We start from the raw sequence: 26,875 nt of genomic DNA, 5'->3' as shown, positions 1-26,875 counted from the left end.
GACGAGCCACCCGACGAGCCGCTCTACAGGTAGCCGCCTCGGTCGACCCCTCACCGCCCCACCGCATACCCCTGCATCCCCCGCGCATTGGCCCCCGCCGAAAGCACCCCGCTCCCCGGCTCGCGCGCCACCGCGCACAACCGGCCTTCCGACCACGCGCCCCCGACCGTCACCACGTGCCCCCTCCGGCGCAGCTCCTCGACCACCTCAGGGGGCGTGCGGGACTCGACCGTGAGGCTGCCCGCCCGCATTTCACGGGGGTGGAAGGAGCCGGGGAACGCCTCCGTGTGCCAGTTGGGGGCGTCGATCGCGCCCTGGAGGTCGAGTCCGCCGCGTACCGCGTCCCGCATGACCACCCCCAGGAAGAAGTGGACCTGCCACTGGTCCTGCTGGTCTCCCCCGGGGGTGCCGAAGGCCAGCACGGGCACCCCGTCCTTGAGCGCCAGTGACGGGGACAGCGTCGTGCGCGGGCGCCTGCCGGGGGTGAGGGAGTTCGGGAGGCCCTCCTCCAGCCACGTCATCTGGAGCCGCGTGCCCAGCGGGAAGCCCAGTTCGGGCACGACGGGGTTGGACTGCAGCCAGCCGCCGCTGGGCGTGGCGGACAGCATGTTCCCCCAGCGGTCGACGATGTCGATGTGACAGGTGTCGCCGCGGGTTCCTCCGTCCCCGGCCACGGTCGGCTCCCCGGCCCCCGCCATCGCCGTACCGCCCCACGTATCCGCTCCCGGCGTGTCCCCCGCCGCCACGGCGAGCGCGTGCGCGGAGAGCCGCGGCGCACGCCCGCCGGGCGCTCCGGGCCGCAGGTCGCGCGAGGCCTTCTCCCCGACGAGCCGCCGCCGGTCCGCGTTGTACGCGCCGGACAGCAACTCACGCACGGCCACGCCGTCCGCCGCCGCGTCCCCGTACCAGGCCTCCCGGTCCGCCATGGCCAGCTTGCAGCCCTCGACCAGCAGATGGACGTACTCCGCGGAGCCGTACTCCGGAAGTTCCCCAACCAGCCCCGGCAGCAGCGCGAACTGCTGCAGGAACGCGGGACCCTGGCTCCACAGGCCCGCCTTGCACAGGGTCCAACCATCCCAGTCATACGTGGCGGGAGCCTCGTACGACGCCTCCCACCCGCGCAGATCCGCCGCGGCGAGAGTGCCCACGTGCCGCTCACCGCTCGTGTCCATGGTCGGACGCCCCGCCTGCCGCACGAGGGCCTCGGCGACGAACCCCTCACGCCACACGGCACGCGCGGCCTCGATCTCCGCCACGCGCGACGCGCCCCCGCCCTCACCGCCGTCCCCACAGGCCTCCGCTATCAGCCGCCGCCACGTCGCGGCGAGCGCGGGGTTCCGGAAGAGCTCCCCGGGCCGCGGCGGCCGACCGCCGGGAAGATACACCTCGGCCGACGTGGGCCACTCCCGCTCGAAGAGTTCCCGCACCGTCTCCACGGTCTCGCAGACCCGCTCCACGGGGGCGTGCCCGTCCTCCGCGTATCCGATGGCGTACTTCAGGACGTCCGCGAGGGACTTCGTCCCGTGGTCCCGCAGGAGCAGCATCCACGCGTCGAAGGCACCAGGCACCGCCGCGGCGAGCGGCCCGGTGCCGGGTACGAGGTCGAGGCCGAGCGAGCGGTAGTGCTCCACGGTCGCACCGGCGGGCGCGACGCCCTGCCCGCAGAGGACACGCACCTCTCCCCCGGCGGGCGCGAGGATGACCGGGACCTCACCGGCGGGCCCGTTCAGATGCGGCTCGACCACGTGCAGGACGAACCCGGCGGCGACGGCGGCATCGAACGCGTTGCCACCGTCCTCCAGGACGGCCATCGCGGACTGCGAGGCGAGCCAGTGAGTGGACGACACCATGCCGAAGGTGCCCTGGAGGGTCGGTCGGGTCGTGAACAAGGGCCTATCACCTCGCTGTTTGCAGGGATTGGCCCTGACCGCTGGCCGGGCCCGGCGGAGAATCCGAGGAGTTTACGCTGCCTCCGGCCGCAACAGGCATCGCCCCGTGGCTCTTCGTGCCGTTACGCGCCCACCAGACGCTCCGCCAATGCGCTGACTGCCAAGAGAAGATCCCGCGGATCCTGACCGAGGTCGAGAGCGTGCTGGTGCAAGGCGATTCCGGAGTGACGGACCACGTGGCCGGCATGCGGCGCATAGCCTTTTGCGTACACGAGGTGCCCTTCCTTCAGCCCCAAGGCGGTGCAGTACGCCAGCATCTGATAGAGGTCGGCATCGGGATAACCCTTCGGTTTGCCCGCCTTGTATTTCGCGTCGGCCACCGCCATGGGAGCGCCGGAATCTCCGTACCAGACGAGGTCCGGTCGCATCCGGATGGCGTCGTCTTCGTCCAGGTAGATGTTGTCGGCCTGCATGCTGGTGTATCCGCCATGGGCGGTCAGGGACTCGCGGAGCGCGACGCAGACGAAGTCCTCGAAGAGCTTGTTCATGTCGAAGAGGAAGCCGTTCATTCGCAGCCCGCCGGCTTGATGCTCGGCCGAAGCCCCGTCCAACACGATGCCTGCCAACCGCAGGGCGTTGTGGTAGCGGGCGTTGAGGCGATTCGGCCGCCACCCCGGCATCGCCTGCCCCCTCACCGGCGGAGTGACGTCGGCGAGCCGTGCCCGCTGGTGCATCAGGCGCAGGCGTACGGTTCGCGGCACGCCGGGCAGGCGCAGCAGTCGTTCGACCGCGGCCCTCAGGATGCGGTTCTCGGCGATGTCCGTGGTGAACTCGTCGTACGCGATCTCCGCCGGCAGCGGGGCGCCGTATCGCCGCCGGATCTGCTCGGCCTCGCGGATCCTGCCTCGTACAACGAACGCCGTGGCCTCGGTGGAGCGGTAACCCTGCAGAAGCCCCTGCCGTAGTGCCCGGTCTGTCTGCCGCTCGACCGCGTGGGCGAATGCCGGCAGCAGTCCGTCATGACCGGCGAGGTCAACTGTTCCGTCCCGCCAGCCGCGTGGGTCGAGGCTGTAGCCGAGGAGGAAGAACAGACGCCCGACGGACACCTTCGGCGTGATCCGCAGCCGCACGGTCCCGCCTCCCGGGACGTCGAGCGCCACGGCCCCGACCTTGCTCCCCGCACGCAGCCGCCACAGGCCCGGCTCGTACGGATCGGGAACGGCGTCCACGATCCTCGACGCGGCCAGGGCCCGCCCCGCCGCTCCCGGGAGAGACACGAGCTTCGCCGGGGCGTGTTCGACGAGGTGAACTTCAGTCACAGCGCGCCAGGGCCTCCGGCCTCATCCGCCACCGAGGCGCTTCGTGCGGCCACGGAGGCTCGAAGGGCCGCCAGCCCATAACGCTTCTCGGTGTTCACTCCTTCCCCGTAGTGGTGCTCTTCCAGCAAGGGCAGGATCTTCGTCCGCCAGGTGCGTTCCAGTCCGCCCTCGCGGTAGACACCGGGTTTCATCAGATAGGACGGCCCGACCTTGAAGTCGGGATCGTCGATACGGCCGTTGAGGGCGTCGAGCAGGTCGGCCGGCTCGGTGTCCTTTCCCTCGCTCTCCAGCCAGCGGCGCAGAAGTCCTTGTGTGGGCTCGGTTCTCGGGGAGAGCTCCACGAAGGCGAAACGACATCGCATCGCTGCGTCCACCAGCGCGATGGAGCGGTCGGCGGTGTTCATGGTGCCGATGACGAACAGGTTCCGGGGCAGCGCGAAGTCTTCGCCCGAGTAGGTGAGTCGGACCGACTTGTTGCGGTATTCCAGCAGAAAATACAACTCACCGAATACCTTGGCCAGGTTGGCGCGGTTGATCTCGTCGATGATGAGGAAGTGCGGGAGGTGCCGATTGCCCTCAAGACGGGCGAGGTCGGCCAGTTCACGCAGCGGACCCGGGGTCAGCCGGAAAGCGACCTCGCGGGTGTCCGGGTCTTCACGGGGCCGGAACCCTTCGAAGAAGTCCTCATAGGCGTAACTCGGGTGGAACTGTACCAACTTGACCTGCTCCGGGCCCCCGCCGAGGAACTCGGCGAGTTCCTGCGCGAGATAGGTCTTGCCGGTTCCGGGAGGTCCATAGAAGATCAGCTGCCGTTCGTCCCACAGCAGGTCCCGTATCTCGCCCAGCCACTCGAGTCTGTCGACGTTGAGCTTCTTGCGCAGTGCCTCGTCGGGCTGAGGGAAATCCAGTTCGCGGCGGGCGGCGATGGCCTGTTTGGCGACGCCGGAGGTGTCGGCGGACTCCGCGGCCGCCTTCTCCAGTTCGTCGTCCGAGACCCACAGTCCGTCGAGGATGCCCTTGATCGCCGTCAGATCCACCAGATCGTGTCCAGCGTTCAGCTTCTGCTGGAGTTCCTCGGGGAGTTTGTCGTAGGGGTAGCCCTCGCTCCATTCCACCGGGCGCCGCAGAACACTCCGCCCGTCCTCCGAAGTGGCCTGCTCGGCGTTCCCGGTGATCTCACCCACGTGCAGCTTGCCACCGGGGAACACGCAGACGGTGTCTCCGGGCCTCATCCGCGAGAGGAACGCGTGGAACTCGTCGACGAGCCGGTCCCTCTGACTGTAGGCGACCGCCGATTCGTAGTCCTCGTCCACGATGGCGCGCAGGTTCTCCTTGCTGATGCCCGGGGTCACGCCTGGCCTCAGCCGGTCCGCGGCGAGGGTCACACGGCCCGCGGTCAGCCACTCCTCATCGACCGGAGCGAGACCGGTGGCATCGGGGTCGCGGACCAGCCAGGCGCGGCTGGGCCCGGCCGACGCCTGTTCCAGGAAGTCGGCGAGCGGCCGACCGTCGGCCGTCTTCCACGCCAGCCAGCCGTTGGCACTGCGGCCGAGGAGGATCTCCGCCGCGGCGGACGGTGAATTGCACTCGACGTCACTGACCACCTCGAGCCGACCCGGCCAGGTCGTCGTCTCCTTGATGACGCCCTCTTCCCGCAGCTGCTCCCGCAGCCGGTGGGAGGACGGCATCCGCAGCGGGAAAGAAGGGACGACCTCGGGGCGAGCCGGTGAACCGGCCAGGACCACCATCTTCTGGCTGCCGTTGGTCCCCTTCTCGGTGAGGAGCCGCCCGCGTGCCGAAGGGCCGCCGTGCGGCAGACGCAGCAGGAACTCCGGGTACTCCTCGGTCATCCGTCTCCTCAGTGTGCGCATTTGGGAATTGGGGATCTTTCCGGACGGTGCGTGCCGGGTCACGCTCGTAGGGGTGTTTCCAGCCAGCCACCAAGGTCCCGATTGCCCTGTGAAGCGTGCTCCGTCCATGATCTGTTCCGGAAGAACGGTACGAGGGGGAACAGTGAGAAGCGGTACGGCGGCGGCAACGGAGAAGCCTCAGGCCGAGGCACTGCCCGCGGCGCTCGGCATGTCTGTCTCCGAGCTCATGCATGCGGTGGGGGGCTTCGACTGCGACCCGGCCGACATGGTCCGTGCTTCGGTACGGACGGCCGAACGTGCGTTCGCCGAGCTCGACGTGTGCGACGACGTGATCGACGAGGCCTCGGAGGCCGGCGGCACCATCGTCGACCGCCTGCGTGCACATCTCTCGGCCGAGTCCGCGGCGGACATCGCCGTCGAGTTGCGCGAGCTGGACACCGTTGCTGCCCGGGTGCGGAGCACTGATGAAACCCGTCGGCTGCTGAACCGCCTCCTCGGCAGGGAAGACCGGGGCGCGTCCGCGCCGGCCACAGTGGTCCGTCTCGCCCCTGGCGACCTCCCCGCGCTCCTGTCCGTCTACGCCGAGTCCGACGACTACTCCGATCTGCTCGCTGTGGCCGGACGGGGAGAACAGCTGCGGCCCCAACTGAAACGCGTACACGCGGACCGGCTCGTGCGCGTGGCCTCCCACCTGGTGGCCGTCGTGGAACGGGTCTCCGCGGTCGGCTTCGCGGACAAGCACCTCGCCGATGAGTCTCTTCGGGAGGCACGGCGTTCCTACGAACTGTGGCAGCGGTGCCTGGAAGAGCGTCGGCGAGACCTGAGCTGACCGGCGGGCCGACTTCCGCCGCCCCACCTGTCGTCCCATCACGCCGCGAAGAGCGACTCGATCCGGTTCGCCGCCGTGCGCAGGCCCGTCAGCCGTTCCACCCCCGGGCCGTACGTCCCCGCCCCCGGCGACCATCCGGGCCCCGCGACCAGTACGGCGGGGTGTGTGCGGGCGCCCCGCATGCCCCATTCCGCCTCCGTGATGAGGCGTACCAGTGCTCGGTCCGCGGTGTTGCGGGAGTGGGCCCAGAGGACCACCGCCGCGGGGCCGATGCGGCGGACCGCCTCGTACAGCGCCTCGGCGGGCAGCGCGGCGCCGAACATCCGGGTGGAGACGCGCCGTTCGCCGAGGACGGCGACGAGTGCCTCCAGCGGGAGGGTGTGCTGCTCCCCCGGTACGCACGTGAGCAGTACCGGGCCCGTGGGTGTCGGCGCCACCGGGGTGCCCTGTGCCGCGCCGGGGGCGCAGCGCAGGGCGGAGGAGACGTGCCAGGAGAGGAGGTGCTCGACCTCCACGTACCGCTCGCCGGACGACGCCCACTTGCGTCCGATCGCGTGCAGGGCCGGTGCCATGACCTCCTCCCACCCCGTGGTGTAGCCGTACTCCCCGACAGTGGTGGCCAGTTGGGTTTCGACGGCGGGTGCGTCGAGCCGCACCGCCGCTCGGGCGAGGCCTCGGCACTCCTGGCGGACGTTGCCCAGCGAGAGGGCGCCGGAGTCGCTGCCTCGCCGTGCGCGCGGAACCGTTGCCGCCACCTCCTGGAGCGCCGAACGCGCCGCCTCGGCGGGTGGTACGCCCAGCGCGGTCAGGCGGCACATCTCCTCCACGCGCCCCACGTCGGCGGGGCTCCAGCGGCGGTGGCGGCCCTGTTGGCGGTCGGCGGGGCCGATGCCGTAGCGCCGTTCCCAGGAGCGGAGCGTCGTCGGAGCGACGCCCAGTCTCCGGGCGACGGTTCCTGTGGTCAGCGCGGTACCCGGCGTCGGTGCAGCTGTCATCCCGCGACGATACGACGCACAATCGCTGCAAGTTGTCGCCTCTCACAGACTGTCACCAATCTGGGGTCAACTCCGGTCCCTGTACGAGGAGTACGTGCCATGGTGGCGGTTGACATCCCGAACCCCGATGACTCGCCGGTTCCCGTGAATCTGCTCGGCGACGATCAGCTCGCCGCGGCCTACCGCCGCTGGGGGCGGCTCGTCCACCAGCTCGCCAGACGCGGGCTGGGTGACGGTCCGGACGCGGAGGACGTGACGCAGCAGGTGTTCCTCGCCGCCTGGCGCGGTCGGCACGGGTACCGGCCGGGCGCGGGTGGCCTGGCCGGGTGGCTGGTCGGCATCACCCGGCACAAGGTCGCCGACGCCCTTGCCGCGAGGGCGCGACGTGCCGTGCTGGTGGCCGCCGTGGGTGCCCGGCAGGAGACGCCTCCCCTCGGCGGATCCGGCCCCGAGCAGGTGCTCGACCGGGTCCTCGTCCAGCGGGAGCTGGCGCTCCTGCCCTCACCTCAGCAGTTGGTGCTGCGACTGGCGTTCTACGGAGATCTGTCGCAGTCCCAGATCTCGGAGCGGACCGGTCTGCCGCTCGGCACGGTCAAGAGCCATACGCGGCGCGGGTTGCGGGCGCTGCGGGAGGGGCTGGCGTCGGCGGATCCGCCGGGAGCCGACGTCCCGGAGCAGGTCTGCGGAGAGCGCATCCGATCCGCGCGGTCGGCGTGAAGTACCGGGCATCCCCTCAACCTCTCGCCCCTTGGAGGAAGACGAATGGAAATCTCGGGTGCCCGCGTCCTCGTGGTCGGGGCCACCGGCGTACTGGGCGGTCTCATCGCGTGCGCACTGGCGGAGCGCGGCGCGCAGCCGGCGCTGGCGGGCCGCAACCCGGTGCGGCTTGCCGCTCTCGCACGCGATCTCGGGGGTCCGCCCGCCCGGTGCTTCGAGGCGTGCGACCTGGACCAGTGCTCCGCGCTCGGGCCGTGGGCGGAGCGCGCGCTTTCGGGCCTCGACGGGGTGCTCGTGACGGTCGGGGCGGCGGCCTTCGGTGCGGTGGAGGACGTGTCGAACGCGGTGGCGGGCCATCTCCTGACGGTCAACGCGCTCTGTCCCATGGCGGTGCTGCGGGGCGCGGCACCGGTCGTGGCGGACAAGGGGTTCCTGCTGGCGATGACGGGCGGGGTGCCCGAGCGTGCCCGTACGGACGCCACCGTCGACGTACCGGTCCCCGTGGAACACCCCGGCCCCCCGTACGCGCCCGCGCAGACCGATCACATCGCGGGCACCGCCGACTACACCGCGTCCAAGGAGGCGTTGAGCGGCTGGCTCGGCGTGCTCTCCGAGGAGCTCGCGCCGCGGTCCGTCTCGGTCCTCGACATCCGCTCGCCGCATCTGGACACCGGGTTCACCGAACGGCCCCTGGCCGGGCAGGCGCCCACCCTGCCGCCGGGGGCCGACGCGCTGAAGGCGGTGCATTTCTTGATGGACAGCATCGCCTCGGCGTGAGCCTCCGCCTGGCTTCGCGCCGGTTCAAGGGTCACTCGAGGCCGCGGGCCTGCTTGAACCGGGCGAGTCCGTCGGACAGTTCGACGATCGGCTCGGGGTAGTCGTACTCCGCCCGTGTCTCCTTCGCCAGCTTCCACGGTTCGTGGACCGCCGCGCCGCGCAAGTCGGCCAGTTCGGGCACCCAGCGGCGTACGTACGTGCCGTCGGGGTCGTAACGCTTCGCCTGCAGCACGGGGTTGAGCACCCGGTTGGGGCGGCTGTCCGTGCCGGTTCCGGCCGCCCACTGCCAGTTGAGCTGGTTGTTGGCGAGGTCGCCGTCGACGAGGAGCCGCTGGAAGTGGCGGGCGCCGACGCGCCAGTCGACGTACAGGGTCTTGGTGAGGAAGCTCGCGGTGAGGAGTCTGGCGCGGTTGTGCATCCAGCCCTCGTGCCGGAGCTGGCGCATGGCGGCGTCGACGACCGGGAAGCCCGTGGCGCCGTCCTGCCAGGCGCGGACGTCGGCGTCCGCCGCCTCGCCGGTGCGCCAGCGGTCGCCGCGCGTGCGGTAGTCGGCGGCGGCCGCGTGCGGCCGGGCGGCGAGCACCTGGTGGTGGAAGTCGCGCCAGCACAGCTGCCGGACGAAATCCTCGGCGCCGCGGGACGACGACCGCTTGCGGGCGCCGTGGACGAGTTCGGCGCTGGACAGCGTGCCGAAGTGCAGGTGCGGCGACAGCTTCGACGTGGCGTCGCCCGCCAGGTCGTCGTGGTTCTCGGTGTACTGGTCGATGCCGTTGCGCAGCCACGCCTTCCACAGGGCGCGCCCGGCGCTCTCGCCGCCTTCGGCGAGCCCCGGCGAGAGGCCGTCCATGCCCTCGCGGGTGGGGTACGGGTGGGAGCGGATGTAGTCCGGGACGTGCACGGTGCGCGGAGCGGCGAGCACGGCCCGTACGCCCTGCGCGGTCCAGCGGCGGAAGTACGGGGTGAAGACGGCGAAGTGGTCGGATCCTGCGGGGGTCACGGCGCCGGGGGCGAGGGCGGTGACCACGGCGTCGTGGACGTAGAGGCGGCGGCCGTCCCGTTCCAGCGCCTCGCGCAGCCGGTGTTCGCGGGCGTGCGCGTACCGGCTCACTCCGGCCGCCATGTGGACCTCGTCGGCGTCCGCGGCCTCGACGACCTGCCGCACCTGTCCGACGAGGTCCCCGGCGCGCACCACGAGCCGCCCCCCGCGGTCCCGCAGCTGCCGGTCGAGGTCGGCCAGGCAGTCGGCGAGGAACGCCTGCCGGTTCGGGCCCGCGTCGCTCACGTCGGCGATGGCCCGGTCACGGACGAAGAGCGGCACCACGGCGTCCGCTCCGGAGACGGCGGCGCGCAGCGGCGGATGGTCGTGCACCCGTAGGTCGGAGGTGAACAGGACGACCGAGATGTGCATGGCGCGGACTCCAGGGGGCGGGGCGGTGCTTCCCCTGTTCTTCGGACGGTCGGCGGCCGACGGATGCGCCGTACGGGGCACGGTCCCCCGCACGGAGCACACAAGGGGGACATTCCCTCTCTCGGCTAGCGTTGGGGGATGATTCGCGACATGACGAATGCGGCGGACGTGGCATGGAGGCAGCACGGTGCACGGTGAGTACAAGGTCCCCGGTGGCAAGCTCGTCGTCGTGGATCTGGACGTCGAGGGCGGCGAGCTGCGGAACACCCGCGTGGCCGGTGACTTCTTCCTGGAGCCCGACGAGGCGCTCGACGCGATCAACGGCGCGCTGAACGGCGCCCCCGCCGACACGGGCGCCCCGGGCCTTGCCGCCCGCATCGAGGCCGCGCTCCCCGAAGGCACCGTCATGTACGGCCTGACGTCGGACGGCATCGGCGTCGCCGTACGCCGTGCCCTCGCCCACGCGACGGACTGGACCGACTACGACTGGCAGCTGATCCACGAGGCTCCGCAGCCGCCCGCGCTGCACATGGCCCTCGACGAGGTGCTGACCCAGGAGGTCGCGGCGGGCCGCCGTCCGCCGACGCTGCGCGTGTGGGAGTGGGCGTCGCCGTCGGTGATCATCGGCAGTTTCCAGTCGCTCGCCAACGAGGTCGACGCGGAGGGCGCGGCCCGGCACGGCATCGACGTCGTACGCCGGATCTCTGGCGGCGGCGCGATGTTCGTGGAGCCGGGCAACACCATCACGTACTCGCTCTCCGTCCCCGACGCCCTCGTGCAGGGCCTCTCGTTCCAGGACAGTTACGCGTACCTGGACGACTGGGTGCTCGGCGCCCTCGCCGACATGGGCATCAAGGCGTGGTACCAGCCGCTCAACGACATCGCGACGGACGCGGGGAAGATCGCGGGCGCCGCGCAGAAGCGGACGGTGGCGCCGGGCGGCGGGCCGGGCGCGGTGCTGCACCACGTGACGATGTCGTACGACATCGACGCGGACAAGATGCTGGAGGTGCTGCGCATCGGCAAGGAGAAGCTCTCCGACAAGGGCACGCGGAGCGCCAAGAAGCGCGTCGACCCCTTGCGCCGTCAGACCGGGCTGCCCCGTGAGGCGGTCATCGAGCGCATGGTCGACTCGTTCCGCGGCCGGTACGGCCTCGCCGAGGGGAAGGTCACCGACGAGGAGATGGCGCGCGCCCGGGAGCTCGTGCGGACCAAGTTCACGACGGCGGAGTGGACGGCCCGCGTGCCCTGATGGTTCCAGGGCCCAGGTGGCTCAGGAGAACTCCGGGATCACCGAGGAGCCGTACGCGTCGATGACCTCCTCGCGTGCGTCGTGCATCGCGTACACCGCGAACTGGTCGACGCCCAACTCCCGTAGTTCACGCAGCCGTTCGAGGTGCGACTCGACGGGTCCGAGCAGACAGAACCGGTCGACGATCTCGTCGGGCACGAAGGCGGTGTCGGGGTTCCCGGTGCGGCCGTGGTGGCTGTAGTCGTACCCCTCGCGTGCCTTGATGTACGCCGTGAGGGCCTCGGGCACCATCGACGAGCGCTCGCCGTACTTGGCGACCAGGTCGGCGACGTGGTTGCCGACCATGCCGCCGAACCAGCGGCACTGTTCGCGGGCGTGCGCGAGGTCGTCGCCGACGTAGGCGGGCGCGGCCACGCAGATCTTGACGTCCGCGGGGTCGCGTCCCGCGTCGGCGGCCGCGTCCCGCACGGCTTTGATCATCCACTGCGTCAGGTACGGGTCGGCGAGTTGGAGGATGAAGCCGTCGGCCTTCTGCCCGGCGAGCGCGAGCGCCTTCGGGCCGTACGCCGCCATCCACACCGGCAGCCTGCCGTCCGTGACCCACGGCAGCCGCAGCGTCTGCCCGCCGATGTCCGCCTCGCGCCCCTCGGCGAGGTCACGGATGACGTCGATGGCCTCGCCGAGCCGCGCCAGGGTGTTGGGCCTGCGTCCCGCGACGCGCATCGCGGAGTCGCCGCGTCCGATGCCGCAGACGGTGCGGTTGCCGTACATGTCGTTGAGTGTCGCGAAGGTCGACGCGGTGACCTCCCAGGTCCGGGTGCCCGGGTTGGTGACCATGGGGCCGATGGTCAGCCGTGTGGTGTGTTCGAGGATGCGGCTGTAGATGACGAACGGCTCCTGCCACAGCACGGACGAGTCGAAGGTCCAGCCGTAGCGGAAGCCGTTGCGCTCCGCGCGCCGCATGAGGCCGACGACCTCGGAGGCGGGCGGGTCGGTCTGCAGTACGAGTCCAAAGTCCATGGCCATCGCTCCTCACTCCGCTCACGCGCCCTCGTCCGAGGAGGGACAATCCTGGACGGGTCACCGGGGCTTGGCAAGAGGGACTCGACGGGCACCCGGCTGTGGGTCAGGACCGGTCTCAGAGCGCCAGGGCGGCCAGGCCGTCCGTCGCGGAGTCCAGGTCCTCCGCGGTGGCGGGACGGATCCGGCCCCGGTCCAGGGTCACGATCTCGTCGGCTCCGGCGAGGCCCGCGCGCTCGTGCGTGACCAGGAGCGTGGTGCGGCCGCGGGTGGCGTCGAGGATGTCGGCGAGCACCTCGGACGCGGTGTCCGGGTCCAGGCCTTCGGTGGGTTCGTCGAGGACGAGGACGGGCGGGTCGGCGAGGAGCGCGCGGGCGAGCAGCAGGCGTCGGCGCTGGCCGCCCGAGACGGTGGCGCCGTCTCCGCCGAGCACGGTCTCCCAGCCCTCCGGGAGCGATTCGATCCAGTCCAGGATCCTCGCCCTGCGGGCCGCTTCGCGCAGTTCGGCGTCGGTGGCGCCGGGGGCCGCGAGGACGAGGTTGGCGCGGATCGTGGCGTGGAAGACGTGCGCGTCCTGCGTCATGCCGGTGATGGCGCGGCGGGCGTCGGCGCCCGTGCAGCCGCTGAGCTCGCGCCCGCCGACGCGGATGCTGCCCGCTTCGTACGGCACGAATCGCATGAGCGCCGCGATCAGGGTGGATTTACCGGACCCGCTGGCCCCGATGAGCACCACTCGACGGCCGGCCGGCAGCCGCAGGCTCGCGCCGTCCAGGGCCGGGGGGCTGTCCTGGACGTGGCGGACCCGCAGGTCGGTGATGGTCACGTCGAGTGGTGTGTCGGTGGGCAGCGGGTCCGGGGTCGGTGGGTCGGCGACGGGCGCCGGGGTGTCGAAGAGGTCGGCGAGGCGCTGCGCGGAGGCCCGGACCTCGACGAAGCGGCGGGCGGCGGCGGGCAGCGGCGCGAGCGCCTCGAAGGAGACGAGCGCGAGGACGGCGAGGACGGTGAGCTGCACGGCGGGCAGGTCGCCCGCCGCGTGGGCGCGCAGCGCGAGCCAGGTGACGCCGACCGTCGCCACGCCTTGCAGCACGAGCACCATGGCCTGGGCGAGCGACGTGGTCAGCGCCTTGTGGCGCTCGAGCGTGGCGATGCGTGCGGTGACGGCGCGGGCCTTGTCGTGGGTGCGGCCGCGGGCGCCGTACGCGGCGAGGTCGGCGGCGCCCTGGGTCAGGTCGACGGTGACGGCGGCGAGTTCGGCGCGCGCCGCCTTCTCGACGCGGCCCGCGCGGCGGGAGAGGACGAGCACCGCGGCGGGCACGAGGATGCCCGCCACGGCTAGCAGCAGACCGAGCAGCAGCCCGGCTCCCGGCAGCAGGACCGCGACCGTGCCGGTGGCGGCCGCGGCGACCACGAACGCCGCGGTGGCCGGGATCATGACACGCAGCAGCAGGTCCTGCGCGGCGTCGACGTCGTCGACGAGTCGGGTCAGGAGGTCGCCGCTGCGGAAGGCGGGGGTGCCTGCGGGTGCGAGCGGCACCAGTGCCGCGAACACCCGGGCGCGGAAGCCCGCGACGGCGCGCAGCACGCCGTCGTGGCCGAGGAGCCGGTCGATGTAGCGGAGCGCGCCGCGGCCGAGGGCAAGGGCCCGTACGGCGACGATCGCGACACTGACCGCGGCGAGGGGCGGCTGTTCGGCGGCGCGGGTGATGAGCCAGGCCGCAGTGGCCATCAGTGCGGCGGCGGCGAGTTCGCTGCCGGCCGCGGCGAGAGCGGCGGGCAACAGCCTGCGCCAGTACGGCAGGAGGTGGTGGAGGAGGCGGGCGGTGGGGCGTGTTCCCCGGGCGGGTCCGGGGGCGGCGGCCTTGACGTACGAGGTCATGAGACCACCAGCCTTTCCGGGGCGACGGGTACGAGGGAGGGGGTCGCTGCGTGTGCGCGGGACGGCGGGTTCGCTGTGACCGGTTCGGGCTGGGCGATCGTGCCCGCCCGTACCGTGATGATCCGGTCCGCGTGCGGCAGCAGGCTCGTGCGGTGGGCGACCACGATCGCCGTGCGGCCGCGCATGAGGGCGACCGTGGCGCGCGTGACGGCGGCCTCGCTCTCCGGGTCGAGGTGTGCCGTCGGTTCGTCGAGCAGTAGCACCGGCGCGTCCTTGAGGAACGCGCGGGCCAGTGCGATCCGCTGGCGCTGACCTGCGGAGAGCCCGGCGCCGTGCTCGCCGAGCACGGTGTCGTACGCGTGGGGCAGCTCCTCGACGAAGAGGTCGGCACAGGCGGCGCGGGCCGCTTCGCGCATCTCGGCGTCGGTCGCGTCGGGGCGGCCGAGGCGGATGTTCTCGGCGACGGTCCCCGCGATCAGGTGCGGTCGCTGCGGCACCCAGGCCACCTGGGCGCACCAGTCGTCGGGGTCGAGGCCGGCGAGGTCGGTGCCGCCGGCCTCGACCCGGCCCGACGCGGGGGTGACGAAGCCGAGGAGCAGCGAGAGCAGCGTGGACTTGCCCGCGCCGCTCGGGCCGACCAGGGCGACGTGCTCGCCGGGGCCGATGGTCAGGGAGACGTTGCGCAGGGCGGGTTCGGTGCGGCCCGGGTAGTGGACGGTGACGTCGTCGAGGGCGAGGGCCGCCGTGCGGGCGTCGGGCGCGGGGGCGCGGTCGGCGTCGGCCCGGGCCGTGTCCTCCTCGTCGAGGGCGGCGAAGACCCGTTCGGCCACCGAGATGCCTTCGGCGCTGTCGTGGAAGGCGGCGCCCATGGCGCGCAGCGGCAGGTACGCCTCGGGGGCGAGGAAGAGGACGACGAGGGCGGTGTGCAGGCCGACGTCGCCGTGCAGCAGGCGCAGTCCGACCGGGACGGCGACGAGGGCGACGGAGAGGGTGGCGACCGTCTCCAGGACGAGGGAGGAGAGGAACGCCACGCGCAGGGTCCGCATGGTGGCGCGCCGGTGGGCGTCCGCCATGTCGTGCACGACCTTGGTCTGGTGGTGTTCGCGGCCGAAGGCGCGGAGCGTCGGCAGTCCGGCCACCACGTCGAGGAAGTGGCCGCCGAGCCGGGAGAGCAACCGCCATTGGCGGGCGGTGCGTTGGGCGGTGTGCATGCCGACCAGTGCGCCGAAGACGGGGATGAGCGGCAGGGTGATGACGATGATGAGTGCCGAGGTCCAGTCGGTGAAGCCGACCCAGGCGACCACGGTGAGGGGTACGACGGCGACGGCCGCCTGGGTGGGCAGGTAGCCGACGACGTAGGGGTCGAGGGCGTCGAGGCCGCGGGTGAGCAGGGTGGCCGTCTCGCCGTGGCGGCGGTCGGCGAGTTGCAGGGGTCCCGTCCGCTGGAGCTGTCCGGTGATCCGGTCGCGCAGGGTGGCCTTGGCGGTGGCCGCGGCGCGCTGGGCGAGCGCGCCGCGGGCCCAGGTGAGCAGGGCGCGCAGGGCCATGACGGCGCCGAGGGCGGCCAGGGTGCCGGTGCGGATGCCGTGTCCGGCGAAGCCGTCGGCGAGGGCCGTCGCGAGCAGGACGGCCTGGGTGACGATGAGCCCGGCGCCCGCCAGGGCCAGTACCGAGGAGTACGTCATGTGGCGCCGCAGCACTGGGATGTCCCGCATCAGGCGGCGTTCGACGGGCTTCATCGTGGGGTACCTCTCGTCGCTTTCCGGGGGTCAGAAGTAGCTGGGGTGACGCTGTCCCGTCCGCCCCCGGAAGGCCCACCAGCTCCAGAACTGGTAGGCGAGGATCGTCGGGATCACCAGGACCCCGAAGCCGCTGAGGATCTTCAGCGTGGCGTCGTCCGTGATGGCGTGGTCGATGTCCAGTCCCGCGCCGGCCTCGGTGATCAGGAGGTACGGGTAGTGCCCTGCCCCGAGGAGCAGCACCGGGAGCGCGGTGGCGCAGCAGGTGGCGGCGAACGCGAGGACGTTGTGGCCGCGGCCGAGGTACCACCAGGCGGCGCCGAGTGCCGCGACGATCAGTGCGGCGATGATCCATGACGTCGTGCGGTTCGTCATGGAGGCGCCCGCGCCGAAGACCGTGAGGAGCAGCGCGAGGGCTCCGACGGCGGCTACGCCGACGAGCAGGCTGGACGCCGTCTTCCGCGCCCTGTCCGCGAGTTCGGGCCCGGAGCGCAGGGCGACGAAGGTCGCGCCGTGTGCCGCGAAGAGCAGCGTGGTGGTGACGCCGCAGGCCAGGACGAACGGTGAGAACACCTCGCCGAACCCGATGTGGAAGCTGCCGTCGGCGCGGCGGGGCACCCCGTGGAGCAGCAGCCCCACGACGAGTCCCCAGCACAGGGCGGGGACGGCGCCGCCGAACACGATCAGGGCGTCCCACGTCCGGCGGCCGCGGGCGCTGTGGGAGCGGCGGCGCAGCTGGACCGCGGCGTTGCCGAGGACCAGTCCGGCGAGGATCGCGACGATCAGGGGGTACATGCCCGACAGGAGGGTGCCTTCGAGGTGCGGGAAGGCGCCGAACAGCACGCCGGCGAAGGCGACCAGCCAGACCTCGTTGCCCAGGAAGAACGGCGCGATGGCGTCGAGGGCGGCGTTTCCGCTGGTGCGTTTCTCCTCCTGACCGTCGCGGCCGAGGAAGGGGTGCAGCATCTGTGCGCCGTAGTCGTAGCCGCCGAGTACAAAGTACCCGGCGAGTAGCAGGCCGAGGAGGGCCAGCCAGACGGTCTCCAGACTCATCTCGCTCAACTTTCCGTTACAGCAGGGGAGGTCTTCTGTGGGGGTGCCGGGTCGGTCCGGCTCAGAGTGCGGGCACCGGCTGCTTCTCGTCGGCGCTGCCTCCCGGCCCTTCGGGCACGTCGTCCGGGAGCGGCTCGCTGACGCCGAGCTGGGTGGCGTCGGGGCCGCGGAGGGCGAACTTGGTGATCAGCGTCCAGTTCGTCACCGCGAGGGCGACGAAGATGGCGATGAAGAGGATGCAGGACAACAGCAGTGACGTCTTCCCGACGTGGGAGAGCGCGTCCTCTACCGTCAACTCGCCGTACACGATCCACGGTTGGCGTCCGACCTCGCGGACGATCCAGCCGCCCACGGAGGCGATGAACGGGAAGGGGATGGTCGCGACGAGGATCCAGGAGGCCCAGCGCCAGCGCATCAGCCGGTCCTTCCAGAGAAGGATGAGGGCGATGAAGGTGATGGTGGACACGGTGTTGCCGATGAGCGTCATGACGTCCATCGAGATCCGCATGGTGTCCTGCCAGGGCACGTAGTTGCCCGGCCCGTGTTCCTTGACGAGCTGCGCCTGTAGTTCGGCGACGCCGCTGTTCTCCAGGACCGCGTCCTTCATGGGCTGCGTGCGCTCGATGATGGGGCGCTGCATCTCGCCGACGATGACGACGAAGAACGAGGCGACCGTCGAGATCCAGAGTCCGAGCTTCAGGGAGGGGCGGAAGAGCTCGGTCTCCTTGGTGCCGCGCAGGAAGTGGTACGCGCTGACGCCGGCGATGAAGACGCCGCCCGTCGTCAGGGCTCCCAGCGAGAGGTGGAAGAGGGCCATGAGGGCGCTGGAGTTGGTGAGCAGCGCCCCGAAGTCGGTCAGGTAGGCGGCGCCGTCGCGCACTTCGTAGCCGACGGGGTGCTGCATGAAGCCGTTGGCGATCAGGATCCAGTACCCGGAGGCGTACGCGGTCAGGGCGACCAGCCAGATGAGCGTGACGTGCACGCCCCTGCGCAGTCGGCCCCAGCCGAAGATCCACATGCCGAGGAAGGTGGACTCGGCGAAGAAGGCGATGAGGGTTTCGAGGGCCAGCGGGGCGCCGAAGACGTTGCCCGCGAACTTGCTGAGGCCGCTCCAGCTGAGCCCGAACTGGAACTCCATGACGAGGCCGGTGACGATGCCGACCGCGTAGTTGATGACGTAGAGCTGACCCCAGAAGCGGGTCATGCGCTCCCGGACTGCTCTTCTGGCGGGATCACGGGTGAACGCGGCCCGGGTGTGCATGATCGCGACGATGGGGACGAGCCCCATGGTGAGGATCACGAACAGCCAGTGGATGCCGGTCGTGGCCGCGAACTGGAGTCGGGCCAGATCCGCAGCGCTCATGATGCGACCTTCCTGGGGGGACGGTTGCCGGGGGGACGGCTGGGGGGGTTCGGTGTGCCGGTCGTGGCGGACGGTGGACGGTGGGGCCGCCGCTTCGCGTGTGCAGGTGCCGGGCCGCGTTGCCCGCCACCTGTGCGGTGACCTCGATAAGAACCGTAGAGAGAAATCCTTATGCAATCCAAGACCGGTTTTGCCATGTGATGATGTCCCGGAAGGCATAAGGGCATGTGTGAAGGTGGATCATGGATCTTCTGCAGTTGCGCTACTTCCAGGCAGTCGCCCGTTACGAGCACATCAGCCGTGCCGCGGAGGAGCTGCACGTCGCCCAGCCCTCCCTGAGCCGCACCATCGCGCGCCTGGAGTCCGAGCTCGGCACCCCCCTCTTCGACCGGCAGGGCCGCCGCATCCGGCTGAATCAGTACGGCGTGGTGTTCCTGCACCACGTGGACCGCGCCCTGAGCGAGCTCGACGACGCCCGCCGGGTCCTGAGCGACGCCCGCGACACGGCGTTCGGCCGGGTCGGCGTCGCCTCCGAGACCCTCCTGACGATCACGCACCTCCTCGGCAGCTTCCGGGCCGCCTACCCCCGCGCCGACGTACGCCTCTTCCAGTCCAACGCGGAGGAGATGGACCGCCAGCTGCGCGCCAGGGAGGTCGACTTCTGCGTGGCCTCGCAGCCGCTGACCGGCACGAACCTGGAGATGATCGAGCTGGCCCGCGAGGAGGTGCTGCTCGCCGTCCCGCGCGGGCACTGGCTCGACGGCCAGGAGAGTGTGACGATCCGTGAGATCGCCACCGAGCCGTTCGTGACGACCCGCATCGGCCAGTGGCAACGCACGCTCCTGGACCGCCTGTTCGCGTCCGAGGGCCTGACCCCGATGATCTCCTGCGAGGGCGACGAACCGGGCGCGAGCCAGGACATGATCAGCGCCGGGCTCGGCATCGGCCTCATCCCCGCCATCTCCCGCCAGGCCGGTACGGACTCCCAAGTCCCGGTCGCCTGGGTGCACTTGAACGCACCGGACTGCCATCGGGTGCTCACGCTGGTGTGGAGCCGCGACACGTACCTCTCCGACGCCGCGGTGAAATTCCGGGAGTTCACGACCAGCAGGCCCTTCATGACGCACCGCCTGCCCGACAAGCGCCGCGGCCGCGGACGTCAGCCTTGAGTCATCCCTGAGTCAAGACTGAGTCAACCCCCGGGCCGTCGGCGGGTCCTGGCTTGGCCTGAATCGGTTTGGTACTCTCCAACCGCTGCCACAGCCCTGGCCCAGGACGTCGCGTGTCCCGACGGCCAGCGAGTGATGGCGAGCCGACAGGGGTGTCCGCGTTCCCTCTCCGGCCGTCGGCGCGCCGTCTCCACCTTCCGTTTTCCACTTGCTGTTTTCCACTTGCCGTTTTCCGGTTGCCAGGCCATCCGCACCACGGTCCGCCCTCGCGCACGTCCGGATGCCATCAAGGAGTTCCCCATGCCCAAAATCACGTACGTCGCCGTCGACGGCAACCAGACCACGATCGACGTCCCGGCGGGCACGAGCGTCATGCGCGGCGCGGTCTTCAACGACATCGACGGCATCGTCGCCCAGTGCGGCGGCAACATGCAGTGCGCCACCTGCCACGTGTACGTCGACGAGACCACGCTGGACAAGCTGGAGCCGCCGAAGGAGCGCGAGGACGAGATGCTCGACTTCACGGCGTGCCCGCGCAAGCCGAACAGCCGGCTGAGCTGCCAGCTCAAGTCGAGCGACGCCCTCGACGGCCTGATCGTCCACACCCCGGAACGGCAGAACTGATGACGGACCGCACACAGCCCGACTCGGTCGTCGTGGTGGGGGCGGGTCAGGGCGGGTACCAGACCGCGGCGTCCCTGCGGGAGCACGGCTACCAGGGGCCCATCACGCTCATCAGCGCGGAGGACGCGCTCCCCTACGAGCGTCCGCCGCTGTCCAAGGCGTACCTCAAGGGCGAGGCGGACGAGGCCATGCTGTGGCTGCGACCCGCGACGTACTACGTGCGCCAGTCGATCGACCTGGTCTCCGGCACCGTCACGGACATCGACCCGGCCGCCCGCTCGGTGCGGCTGGCCGACGGTTCCGCTTACGACTACGGGCACCTCGTTCTCGCCACCGGCGCCACGCCTCGCACGCTCGACGTGCCGGGCAAGGAGCTGCGCGGCGTGCACACCCTGCGCACCGCGCAGGACGCCGTCGCCCTGCAGGCGTCGCTGGCCGGGGCGCGGCGCGCGGTGGTGGTGGGGGCCGGCTTCATCGGGCTCGAATTCGCCGCCGTGGCGCGGGAGGCGGGCGTCGAGGTGACGGTCGTCGAGGCGCTCGACCGCCCGCTCGCCCGGGTCGTGTCGGCGCCGACCGCGGAGCACTTCACGTGGCTGCACCGGAGCAACGGCACGGAGCTGCTGTTCGGTCGGGGCGTCAAGGCCCTGCACGGCGACGGCCGTTCGAACGTGACGGCCGTGGAGCTGGCCGACGGCAGCAGGCTCCCCGCCGACCTGGTCCTGATCGGCGTCGGCGTCACCCCGCGCACGGAACTCGCCGCGGCGGCCGGCCTGCCGGTGAACGGCGGCATCACCGTCGACGCGCAGCTGCGGACCGCCGATCCGCACATCTCGGCGATCGGCGACTGCGCGGCGTTCCCGCAGGTGCGCTCCGGAAACCGGCTGCGGCTCGAATCCGTGCAGAATGCCGTCGGACACGCGCAGGCGGTCGCCCGACGGCTCGCGGGGTCACCTCGCGCGTACGACGAACTGCCCTGGTTCTGGAGTGATCAATTCTCCACGACCGTGCAGATCGCGGGATTCAACGAGGGCCACGAGACCGAGGTGGTCCTCGGCACCGACCCGGACGCCTTCTCCGTGCTCCTTTTCCGCGGAGATGATCTGCAGGCGGTCGAGTCCGTCAACCGGCCTACCGATCACCTCGCGGCACGCCGCCTCCTGACGCAGGGCACGGATCTGACGCCCCAGCAGGCCACGGCGCCGGGATTCAGCCTCAGGGAGTACCTCCGAAGCCTCGCCGGGCGCGGGACGGAGGCGCCGGTGGCTCTGTGACGGCGCCGGACGCGCGCGACCGGAATTGCAACTTCCGAATTCCCGTCGCGCGCCGCTCCGGATTGAGTTGTCAGGTAATTGTTGCTGAATTGACCTGAGTCCTGACCTCGTAATTCTTGAATGAGCACCAAAGGCCGGTTCAGGCATGCCGAAGCACGGCCGAATTACGTCTTGCGTTCGGAAGTAAAACGTACAAAAGCTATTGCTTTGATTTGTTTAATCAGGCAGGATCGCCCCCAGGCCAACGGGGGCTCTCGATACATTCCGCCTGAGCGTCACTTCATCGCTGGATCGCTGAATCGCTGAATCTGCGAGCGCACCCCGCCGGGAGACCGTCGGAGCGCTGCGCCCAGAACGCACTCCGCGTCATTCCAGCGGGATTCAGTTCCGATCAAAGATCGATCGCGCATCGTAGGCATCGTTCCGCACCACACCCCATGAACCGCCGGGCCGGCGCCCTCCCCCGAGCGCCGGCCCGGCACCTCGACAGTGGAGAGCTGATGCACAACTACGTAGTGGTCGACGCGTTCGCCCGAGAGCCTCTCACCGGCAACCCGGTCGCGGTCTTCTTCGACGCCGACGACCTGAGCGCCGAGCAGATGCAGCGCATCGCCCGGGAGATGAACCTCTCGGAGACCACGTTCGTCCTCGGGCCCAAGCAGGGCGGGGACTTCCACGTGCGGATCTTCACACCCGTCAACGAACTGCCCTTCGCCGGACACCCGTTGCTCGGCACCGCCATCGCGCTGGGGCAGCGCACCGACGCGGAACAGCTGCGGATCGAGACCGCCATGGGCGAGATCCCCTTCGAGTTGCAGCGCGTCGGCGGGAAGGTCGTCTCCACGAGCATGCGCCAGCCGGTGCCCGTGTGGGAGCCGTTCGACCGCGCCGACGAGCTCCTCGACGCCCTCGGCATCCGCGAGTCGACGCTGCCGGTGGAGATCTACCGCAACGGCCCCCGGCACGTCCTGGTCGGCTTCGAGAGCTTCGAGGCCCTCTCCAAGGTCGACCCCGACCACCGCGCGCTCGCGAGCTTCCCCGACATGGCGACGAACTGCATCGCGGGCTCCGGGACCACCTGGCGCAACCGCATGTTCTCGCCCGCCTACGGAGTCGTGGAGGACGCCGCCACCGGCTCCGTCGCAGGCCCCATCGCCATTCACGCGGCCCGGCACGGCCTCGCCTCGTACGGGCAGCGCATCGAGATCACCCAGGGCATCGAGATCGGCCGCCCCTCCCCCATGAGCGCGCTGGTCCAGGGCGAGGGCGACCGCGTCGACTCCGTCGAGGTCTCGGGCCACGGCGTCGTCACCATAGAGGGAATGATCCATGTCTGATGTACGGCGTTCCGAGACGATGACGGGCTCGGTGGAGGTGGAGTTCGCCGAGTTCCGCACCCCGCCCGCGGAGCCGCTGGGATTGTTGTCGGCCTGGCTGAAGGCGGCCACCGAGCAGGGCGTGCGCGAGCCGCGCGCGCTGGCCCTGGCCACCGCCGATGCGCAGGGGCGCACCTCCTCGCGGATCCTGGCGGTCAATCAGGTCACCGACACCGGCATCGTGTTCATCACCCACACCGGCAGCCAGAAGGGCCGCGAGCTGAGCGCCAACCCCTGGGCCTCGGGGGTGCTGTACTGGCGCGAGACCAGCCAGCAGATCACCGTGGCCGGACCGGTGCGCCGGCTGCCGCGCGCCCAGGCGGAGGAACTGTGGGCGGCGCGCGCGGTGTTCACCCACGCCATGTCCACCGTCTCGCTGCAGAGCGAGCCGCTGCGCGACCTGGACCACCTGGAGGACATCCGCGCCCGCGCCCTGGAACTGGGCCAGCCGCCCCGGCCGCTGCCCTGCCCGAAGGCGTTCGCGGCCTACGTCCTGGAGCCGGCCGCGGTGGAGTTCTGGGCCAACGGCACCGACCGGCTGCACGAGCGGCTGCGCTACGACCGCACCGACAGCGGCTGGGACACCACCCGCCTGCAGCCCTGACCCCCACCTACCCGGAGATGTGATGACTGCCCCTGCCCCGGTGTTCACCGACCACCTCGAGCTGCGCGCCCGCAACCGGCGGGCCGTGGAGCAGTACATGGAGACCGGGCCCGAGGCCCGGCTGCGCCGCTACACCCTCTACACCCAGGACGGCACCGCGGCCCTGTTCAACACCGACATCGGCCGCCCCATCGTGGTGAAGGGCCGCGCCAAGCTGCAAAAACACGGCGAACTCTCCCTGCAGGTGCTGCCCGACTGGGAGTGGTCCGACGTGCGGATCTACGAGACCCAGGACCCGGCGGTCATCTGGGTGGAGTGCGACGGCGAGGGCACCATCCGCTTCCCCGGCTACCCCGAGGGCCACTACCGCAACCACTTCATCCACGGCTTCACCCTGGACGACGGACAGATCGCCGCCAGCCGCGAATACACCAACCCCATCGAGCACATGCGCGCCCTGAGCATCGACACCCCACACATCAAGCGCGACTGGATCCCCTCCTGAACCTGGGAACCCCGAACCCCCCATACCCGTTCGAAGGAAGACAGCTCATGAGCCCGGAGAGCACCCCCCGACCGGCGGCCCGCGCCACCATCGACCTCATCACCGCGGCCTGGCACACCCAGGCGGTCTACGCGGCGGCGAAGCTGGGTCTGCCCGACCTGATCGCGGCGGGGCACACCGGCCCGGCCGAGCTCGCCAAGGCCGCGGGAGCGGACGAGGACGCCGTCCGGCGACTGCTGCGCCTGCTGCTGCGTCTCGGCGTCGTGGACGGCGACGAGAACGACGGCTACCGCACCACCGAAATAGGTGACCTGCTGCGGGACAGGCCGGGCTCGCTGCGTGACGTCTCCCTGCTCTACGGCGAGGAGTTCTACCAGGCCTGGGGGAACTCGATCGAGACGTTCCGTACCGGCAGGACCGGCTTCGAGAAGGCGTACGGGCGCTCCCTCGTCGGCTATCTGGGCGAGGACCCCGATGCCGCCGAGCGCTTCCAGCGGGCCATGAAGGCCCAGGCGAAGAACTTCTCCTTCGACGCGGTCCCCCAGCACATCGACTTCACGGCCGACCGGCACATCGTCGACATCGGCGGCGGCAGCGGCCAGCTGCTCGCCACCGCCCTCGGCGCCGCACCGGAGGCCCGCGGGACCCTGATCGACCTCGAACACACCATGCCCATCGCCCACGCGCACCTGGAACAGACCGTGGGGGCCGACCGCGCCGAGCTCGTCGCCGGGGACATGTTCACCACCCCGGTCCCGCGCGAGGCCGACACCTATCTGCTGTCCCGGGTCCTCGGCGACTGGCAGGAGGAGGACTGCGTACGTCTCCTGCGTTCCGTACGCGAGGCCATGGCCCCGCACTCCCGCCTCCTGATCATCGAGATGGTCGTCCAGGACGGCAAGTCCGGCCTGCTGGCCCCGCTGTGGGACCTCCATCTGATGGTCGTCAACGGCGGTCATCAGCGTTCCATCGGCGAGTACCGCGATCTGGCGGACCGCACCGGTCTGTCCATCGAGCAGTGTGTCCAACTGCCCATGGAAACCTCCGCCTTGGTGCTCACTCCGGCAGGCTGAAGTTTCGGCGGGCCGAGTCTCGAGCGGGCTGCGTCTCCAGCGTGCCGGAGCTCCGGCACGCCGCAGCTCCGGACGGGCTCAAGTCCGGCCGCTCCGGTCCGCGCCACCCGGTCGTGGATCTCCCTCACGTCGTGACCGAGGAGTCTGCATGCCACAACAGCAGCCGAATCAACCGCGCACAGCAACCACCGCAGGACCCCTCGGCCCGGGTGTCCGGCTCCGCGAGGCGGACGTCGCACGGGGAGTGGGCCACGGCGCGCCCTTCATCCACGGCGTGCACGCCTCGGTGGCCGCCTTCATCGGGGACGCCCCCGGCCTGCCGGGCAAGCCCGCCTTCGTACGGCACCCGCTGGAGTTCATCGAGGCGTTCTCGTCGCGCAGGAACGAGGGGGAGGCGCCGTCCCACGTCCACGACGCCGTGCTCGGCCACTTCCGCAACGGCGGTGGCGGGGCGTGGGTCCTGGGAACGGGGGACGCCGCGCCGGACGACGGCGGGGAGCGGGACCGGATCGCGGCCTACCGGTCCGCTCTGGCCAGGCTGGAGCGGCTGCCGGAGATCAGCCTCGTGGTGGCTCCGGATCTGTGGCGGGTGGCGGAGGACGCGGACCGCGTCGCGCACGAGATCGCCGGGCACTGCAGCCGCGTGGGGCACCGGGTCGCCCTGCTGCACACCCGGCAGGGCCTAGACCCCGTCGACGTGCGCTACAGGCCGTTCGGGCTCGCGGAGCCGGACGCCCAGTACGTCGCCGTGCACTATCCGTGGATCACGGTGACCGAGGTCGGCGGGCGCGAACGCCTGGTGCCGCCCTCGGGCCATGTGTCGGGGATGTGCTGCCGCGCCGACACGGAGCAGGGCGTCCATACGACGCCGGTGGGCGCACTGGTGGGCGTGATCAAGCAGGAGCGTGAACTGACCGAGGTCGAACGGGAGTCGGTCACCGGACACGGGGTGAACTGCCTGCGGTACGTCCAGGGCCAGGGCGTCCGGGTGCTGAGCGCGCGGACACTGTCCACCGACGCCGACTGGGCGGACCTCGGCGTGCGCCGCCTGGTGAACTACACCCGCGCCTCTCTCGAACAGGGCACCCGATGGGCCGCGTTCGACGCCAACACGGCGCAACTGCGGTCTCTGATACGGCAGTCCACGGCAACGTTCCTGAAGGGGCTCTGGCGTCAGGGCGCGCTGCCCGGCGCGTCCCCGGCCGAAGCCTTCGAGGTCGTCTGCGACGACACCAACAACACCCCCGAGGACGTGGCGAGCGGCCGCGTGAACCTCGACGTCGGCCTCGCCGCCCTGCGGCCCGCCGAGTTCGTCACGTTCCGCGTCCAGCACGACACAGGCAACAGAATCACTTGACCGGGACGGCCCCGCGGGACTGTCCAGCCACAACAAGGAGACAAAACCTATGGAGATTCACTCATGCTCGGGACACCACAGAGCGGAGATACGTGACGTCAACGATTCGTCGCTCTGCGACGCCTGCGTCAAAAGGCTGGAGCGCGATCTGCGCGCACTCCCCGGCCTCCACCAGGAAGGTTTGCACCACGTCATGGCGACGTCCCGGCGGCGCAACCCGACCAAGGTGTCCGGAAGCCGCAAGCGGGACCATCTGAATGTCTCCGCGCTCGACGCCCGGAGCAATATCGTCGCCATTCTGGAATCGTGGGCGAGTTACGTGGCGGATGAACTCGGAGTAACGGTCCCGAGCCGTTCCGTACCGCACCTGACGGGATTTCTTCTGCACCATCTGGAGTGGCTCACGACCCAGCCGCCGGCCGAGGACTTCGCGTCCGAGATCCAGGGACTCAAGGCCGAACTGCTCCGCCTCATCGATCCCGATCGGGGCGACCGTACTCCGCTGACCCGGCAGTGCGTGGTGGACAGATGCCCGGGCACGATCGACGCGTCACCGCACAGTTCCGGTGCCGTGGCCGGGAACAGCAGCATCAGCTGCTCTTCGGGGCATTCCTGGGATGTACGGGAATGGCTCGTCCTGCGGCACCTCATGGACCGGCAGCGCAAGGAGGCCGCGTGATCGCCGTCCGGCGCGGGTACTGACGTAGGAACGGCTTCGTGGAACGCACGGCCTGCTCAGCGGGAGAGAGCAGGGTAGAGTGCGACGGAGCCTCTGATGGAGGCGGCCT

General features: G+C 70.8%; 23 protein-coding genes. 13 read left to right on the top strand and 10 right to left on the bottom strand.

All coding sequences use genetic code 11. The annotated features are described in order from the left end of the window. Positions 1 to 50: 50 nt before the first annotated feature. From NOO62_RS32850 to NOO62_RS32840, 3 genes are all read right to left on the bottom strand, one after another. On the bottom strand, positions 51 to 1,889 hold the full coding sequence (locus NOO62_RS32850; protein WP_268774429.1) for a gamma-glutamyltransferase family protein: 1,839 nt from the start codon (positions 1,887 to 1,889) through the stop codon (positions 51 to 53). Between the two features lie 122 nt (positions 1,890 to 2,011). Next, positions 2,012 to 3,208, bottom strand: a complete 1,197-nt coding sequence (locus NOO62_RS32845) for an McrC family protein (RefSeq protein ID WP_268774428.1) — start codon at positions 3,206 to 3,208, stop codon at positions 2,012 to 2,014. Then, complete coding sequence (locus NOO62_RS32840; RefSeq protein ID WP_268774427.1) at positions 3,205 to 5,058, bottom strand: DUF4357 domain-containing protein; 1,854 nt, start codon at positions 5,056 to 5,058, stop codon at positions 3,205 to 3,207. The genes NOO62_RS32845 and NOO62_RS32840 overlap by 4 nt, the downstream gene beginning before the upstream one ends. A gap of 163 nt (positions 5,059 to 5,221) precedes the next feature. Here NOO62_RS32840 and NOO62_RS32835 point away from each other — a divergent pair, with 163 nt between their 5' ends. Then, the gene (locus NOO62_RS32835; RefSeq protein ID WP_268774426.1) at positions 5,222 to 5,908 is read left to right on the top strand and encodes a hypothetical protein; all 687 of its coding nucleotides are present in this window, start codon (positions 5,222 to 5,224) and stop codon (positions 5,906 to 5,908) included. 38 nt (positions 5,909 to 5,946) lie between these two features. Here NOO62_RS32835 and NOO62_RS32830 read toward each other — a convergent pair whose 3' ends face one another. Beyond that, positions 5,947 to 6,903 carry a MerR family transcriptional regulator gene (locus NOO62_RS32830; RefSeq protein ID WP_268774425.1) on the bottom strand — a complete coding sequence of 319 codons (957 nt, stop codon included), beginning with the start codon at positions 6,901 to 6,903 and terminating at the stop codon, positions 5,947 to 5,949. Positions 6,904 to 7,002: 99 nt separating this feature from the next. Between NOO62_RS32830 and NOO62_RS32825 the strand changes: the two genes are divergently transcribed. Then, a complete protein-coding gene (locus NOO62_RS32825) occupies positions 7,003 to 7,620 on the top strand; it encodes an RNA polymerase sigma factor (RefSeq protein ID WP_268774424.1) in 618 nt (205 codons plus the stop codon). Positions 7,621 to 7,665: 45 nt separating this feature from the next. Next, complete coding sequence (locus tag NOO62_RS32820) at positions 7,666 to 8,397, top strand: SDR family NAD(P)-dependent oxidoreductase (protein ID WP_268774423.1); 732 nt, start codon at positions 7,666 to 7,668, stop codon at positions 8,395 to 8,397. 31 nt (positions 8,398 to 8,428) lie between these two features. Here the strand turns inward: NOO62_RS32820 and NOO62_RS32815 are convergent, their stop codons facing one another. After that, positions 8,429 to 9,805, bottom strand: coding sequence for a cryptochrome/photolyase family protein (locus NOO62_RS32815; protein ID WP_268774422.1), 1,377 nt, complete (start codon positions 9,803 to 9,805; stop codon positions 8,429 to 8,431). Positions 9,806 to 9,992: 187 nt separating this feature from the next. Here NOO62_RS32815 and NOO62_RS32810 point away from each other — a divergent pair, with 187 nt between their 5' ends. Further along, positions 9,993 to 11,057, top strand: coding sequence for a biotin/lipoate A/B protein ligase family protein (locus NOO62_RS32810; RefSeq protein WP_268774421.1), 1,065 nt, complete (start codon positions 9,993 to 9,995; stop codon positions 11,055 to 11,057). A gap of 21 nt (positions 11,058 to 11,078) precedes the next feature. On the opposite strand, the gene NOO62_RS32805 is transcribed toward NOO62_RS32810, so the two are convergent. The 5 genes from NOO62_RS32805 to NOO62_RS32785 all read right to left on the bottom strand — a co-directional run bounded on the left by NOO62_RS32805 (position 11,079) and on the right by NOO62_RS32785 (position 18,108). Continuing rightward, positions 11,079 to 12,077: a TIGR03842 family LLM class F420-dependent oxidoreductase gene (locus tag NOO62_RS32805; protein WP_268774420.1), complete on the bottom strand. Its 999-nt coding sequence runs from the start codon at positions 12,075 to 12,077 to the stop codon at positions 11,079 to 11,081. Positions 12,078 to 12,195: 118 nt separating this feature from the next. Beyond that, the gene (cydC, locus tag NOO62_RS32800) at positions 12,196 to 13,953 is read right to left on the bottom strand and encodes a thiol reductant ABC exporter subunit CydC (RefSeq protein WP_268774419.1); all 1,758 of its coding nucleotides are present in this window, start codon (positions 13,951 to 13,953) and stop codon (positions 12,196 to 12,198) included. After that, positions 13,950 to 15,692 carry a thiol reductant ABC exporter subunit CydD gene (cydD, locus tag NOO62_RS32795; RefSeq protein WP_268774418.1) on the bottom strand — a complete coding sequence of 581 codons (1,743 nt, stop codon included), beginning with the start codon at positions 15,690 to 15,692 and terminating at the stop codon, positions 13,950 to 13,952. Before cydD ends, cydC begins: the two co-directional genes overlap by 4 nt. Positions 15,693 to 15,722: 30 nt before the next feature. Then, entirely contained in the window at positions 15,723 to 16,745 is a 1,023-nt protein-coding gene (gene cydB / locus NOO62_RS32790; protein WP_268774417.1) for a cytochrome d ubiquinol oxidase subunit II, read from the bottom strand. A 61-nt stretch (positions 16,746 to 16,806) separates the two neighbouring features. Next, positions 16,807 to 18,108, bottom strand: a complete 1,302-nt coding sequence (locus tag NOO62_RS32785) for a cytochrome ubiquinol oxidase subunit I (RefSeq protein WP_268774416.1) — start codon at positions 18,106 to 18,108, stop codon at positions 16,807 to 16,809. 242 nt (positions 18,109 to 18,350) lie between these two features. On the opposite strand from NOO62_RS32785, the gene NOO62_RS32780 reads away from it, so the two are divergent. From NOO62_RS32780 to NOO62_RS32740, 9 genes are all read left to right on the top strand, one after another. Beyond that, a complete protein-coding gene (locus NOO62_RS32780) occupies positions 18,351 to 19,277 on the top strand; it encodes a LysR family transcriptional regulator (RefSeq protein WP_268774415.1) in 927 nt (308 codons plus the stop codon). 300 nt (positions 19,278 to 19,577) lie between these two features. After that, on the top strand, positions 19,578 to 19,901 hold the full coding sequence (locus NOO62_RS32775; RefSeq protein WP_268774414.1) for a 2Fe-2S iron-sulfur cluster-binding protein: 324 nt from the start codon (positions 19,578 to 19,580) through the stop codon (positions 19,899 to 19,901). Then, the gene (locus NOO62_RS32770) at positions 19,901 to 21,172 is read left to right on the top strand and encodes an NAD(P)/FAD-dependent oxidoreductase (protein ID WP_268774413.1); all 1,272 of its coding nucleotides are present in this window, start codon (positions 19,901 to 19,903) and stop codon (positions 21,170 to 21,172) included. Before NOO62_RS32775 ends, NOO62_RS32770 begins: the two co-directional genes overlap by 1 nt. A 500-nt stretch (positions 21,173 to 21,672) precedes the next feature. Beyond that, the gene (locus NOO62_RS32765) at positions 21,673 to 22,509 is read left to right on the top strand and encodes a PhzF family phenazine biosynthesis isomerase (RefSeq protein WP_268774412.1); all 837 of its coding nucleotides are present in this window, start codon (positions 21,673 to 21,675) and stop codon (positions 22,507 to 22,509) included. Continuing rightward, positions 22,502 to 23,152, top strand: a complete 651-nt coding sequence (gene phzG, locus NOO62_RS32760; RefSeq protein WP_268774411.1) for a phenazine biosynthesis FMN-dependent oxidase PhzG — start codon at positions 22,502 to 22,504, stop codon at positions 23,150 to 23,152. Before NOO62_RS32765 ends, phzG begins: the two co-directional genes overlap by 8 nt. Before the next feature lie 22 nt (positions 23,153 to 23,174). Beyond that, positions 23,175 to 23,657, top strand: a complete 483-nt coding sequence (locus NOO62_RS32755; RefSeq protein ID WP_268774410.1) for a PhzA/PhzB family protein — start codon at positions 23,175 to 23,177, stop codon at positions 23,655 to 23,657. A 47-nt stretch (positions 23,658 to 23,704) separates the two neighbouring features. Next, entirely contained in the window at positions 23,705 to 24,730 is a 1,026-nt protein-coding gene (locus NOO62_RS32750; protein ID WP_268774409.1) for a methyltransferase, read from the top strand. A gap of 148 nt (positions 24,731 to 24,878) precedes the next feature. Beyond that, positions 24,879 to 26,087: a phage tail sheath family protein gene (locus NOO62_RS32745; RefSeq protein WP_268774408.1), complete on the top strand. Its 1,209-nt coding sequence runs from the start codon at positions 24,879 to 24,881 to the stop codon at positions 26,085 to 26,087. Positions 26,088 to 26,136: 49 nt separating this feature from the next. Then, positions 26,137 to 26,766 (top strand): hypothetical protein, encoded by a 630-nt coding sequence (locus tag NOO62_RS32740; RefSeq protein WP_268774407.1) that lies wholly within the window; start codon positions 26,137 to 26,139, stop codon positions 26,764 to 26,766. Positions 26,767 to 26,875: the final 109 nt, after the last annotated feature.

This window comes from Streptomyces sp. Je 1-369, assembly GCF_026810505.1.
Classification (GTDB): Bacteria; Actinomycetota; Actinomycetes; order Streptomycetales; family Streptomycetaceae; genus Streptomyces.
The sequence above is the reverse complement of the archived record's forward strand: the minus strand, read 5'-3'. Positions and strand labels throughout refer to the sequence as shown.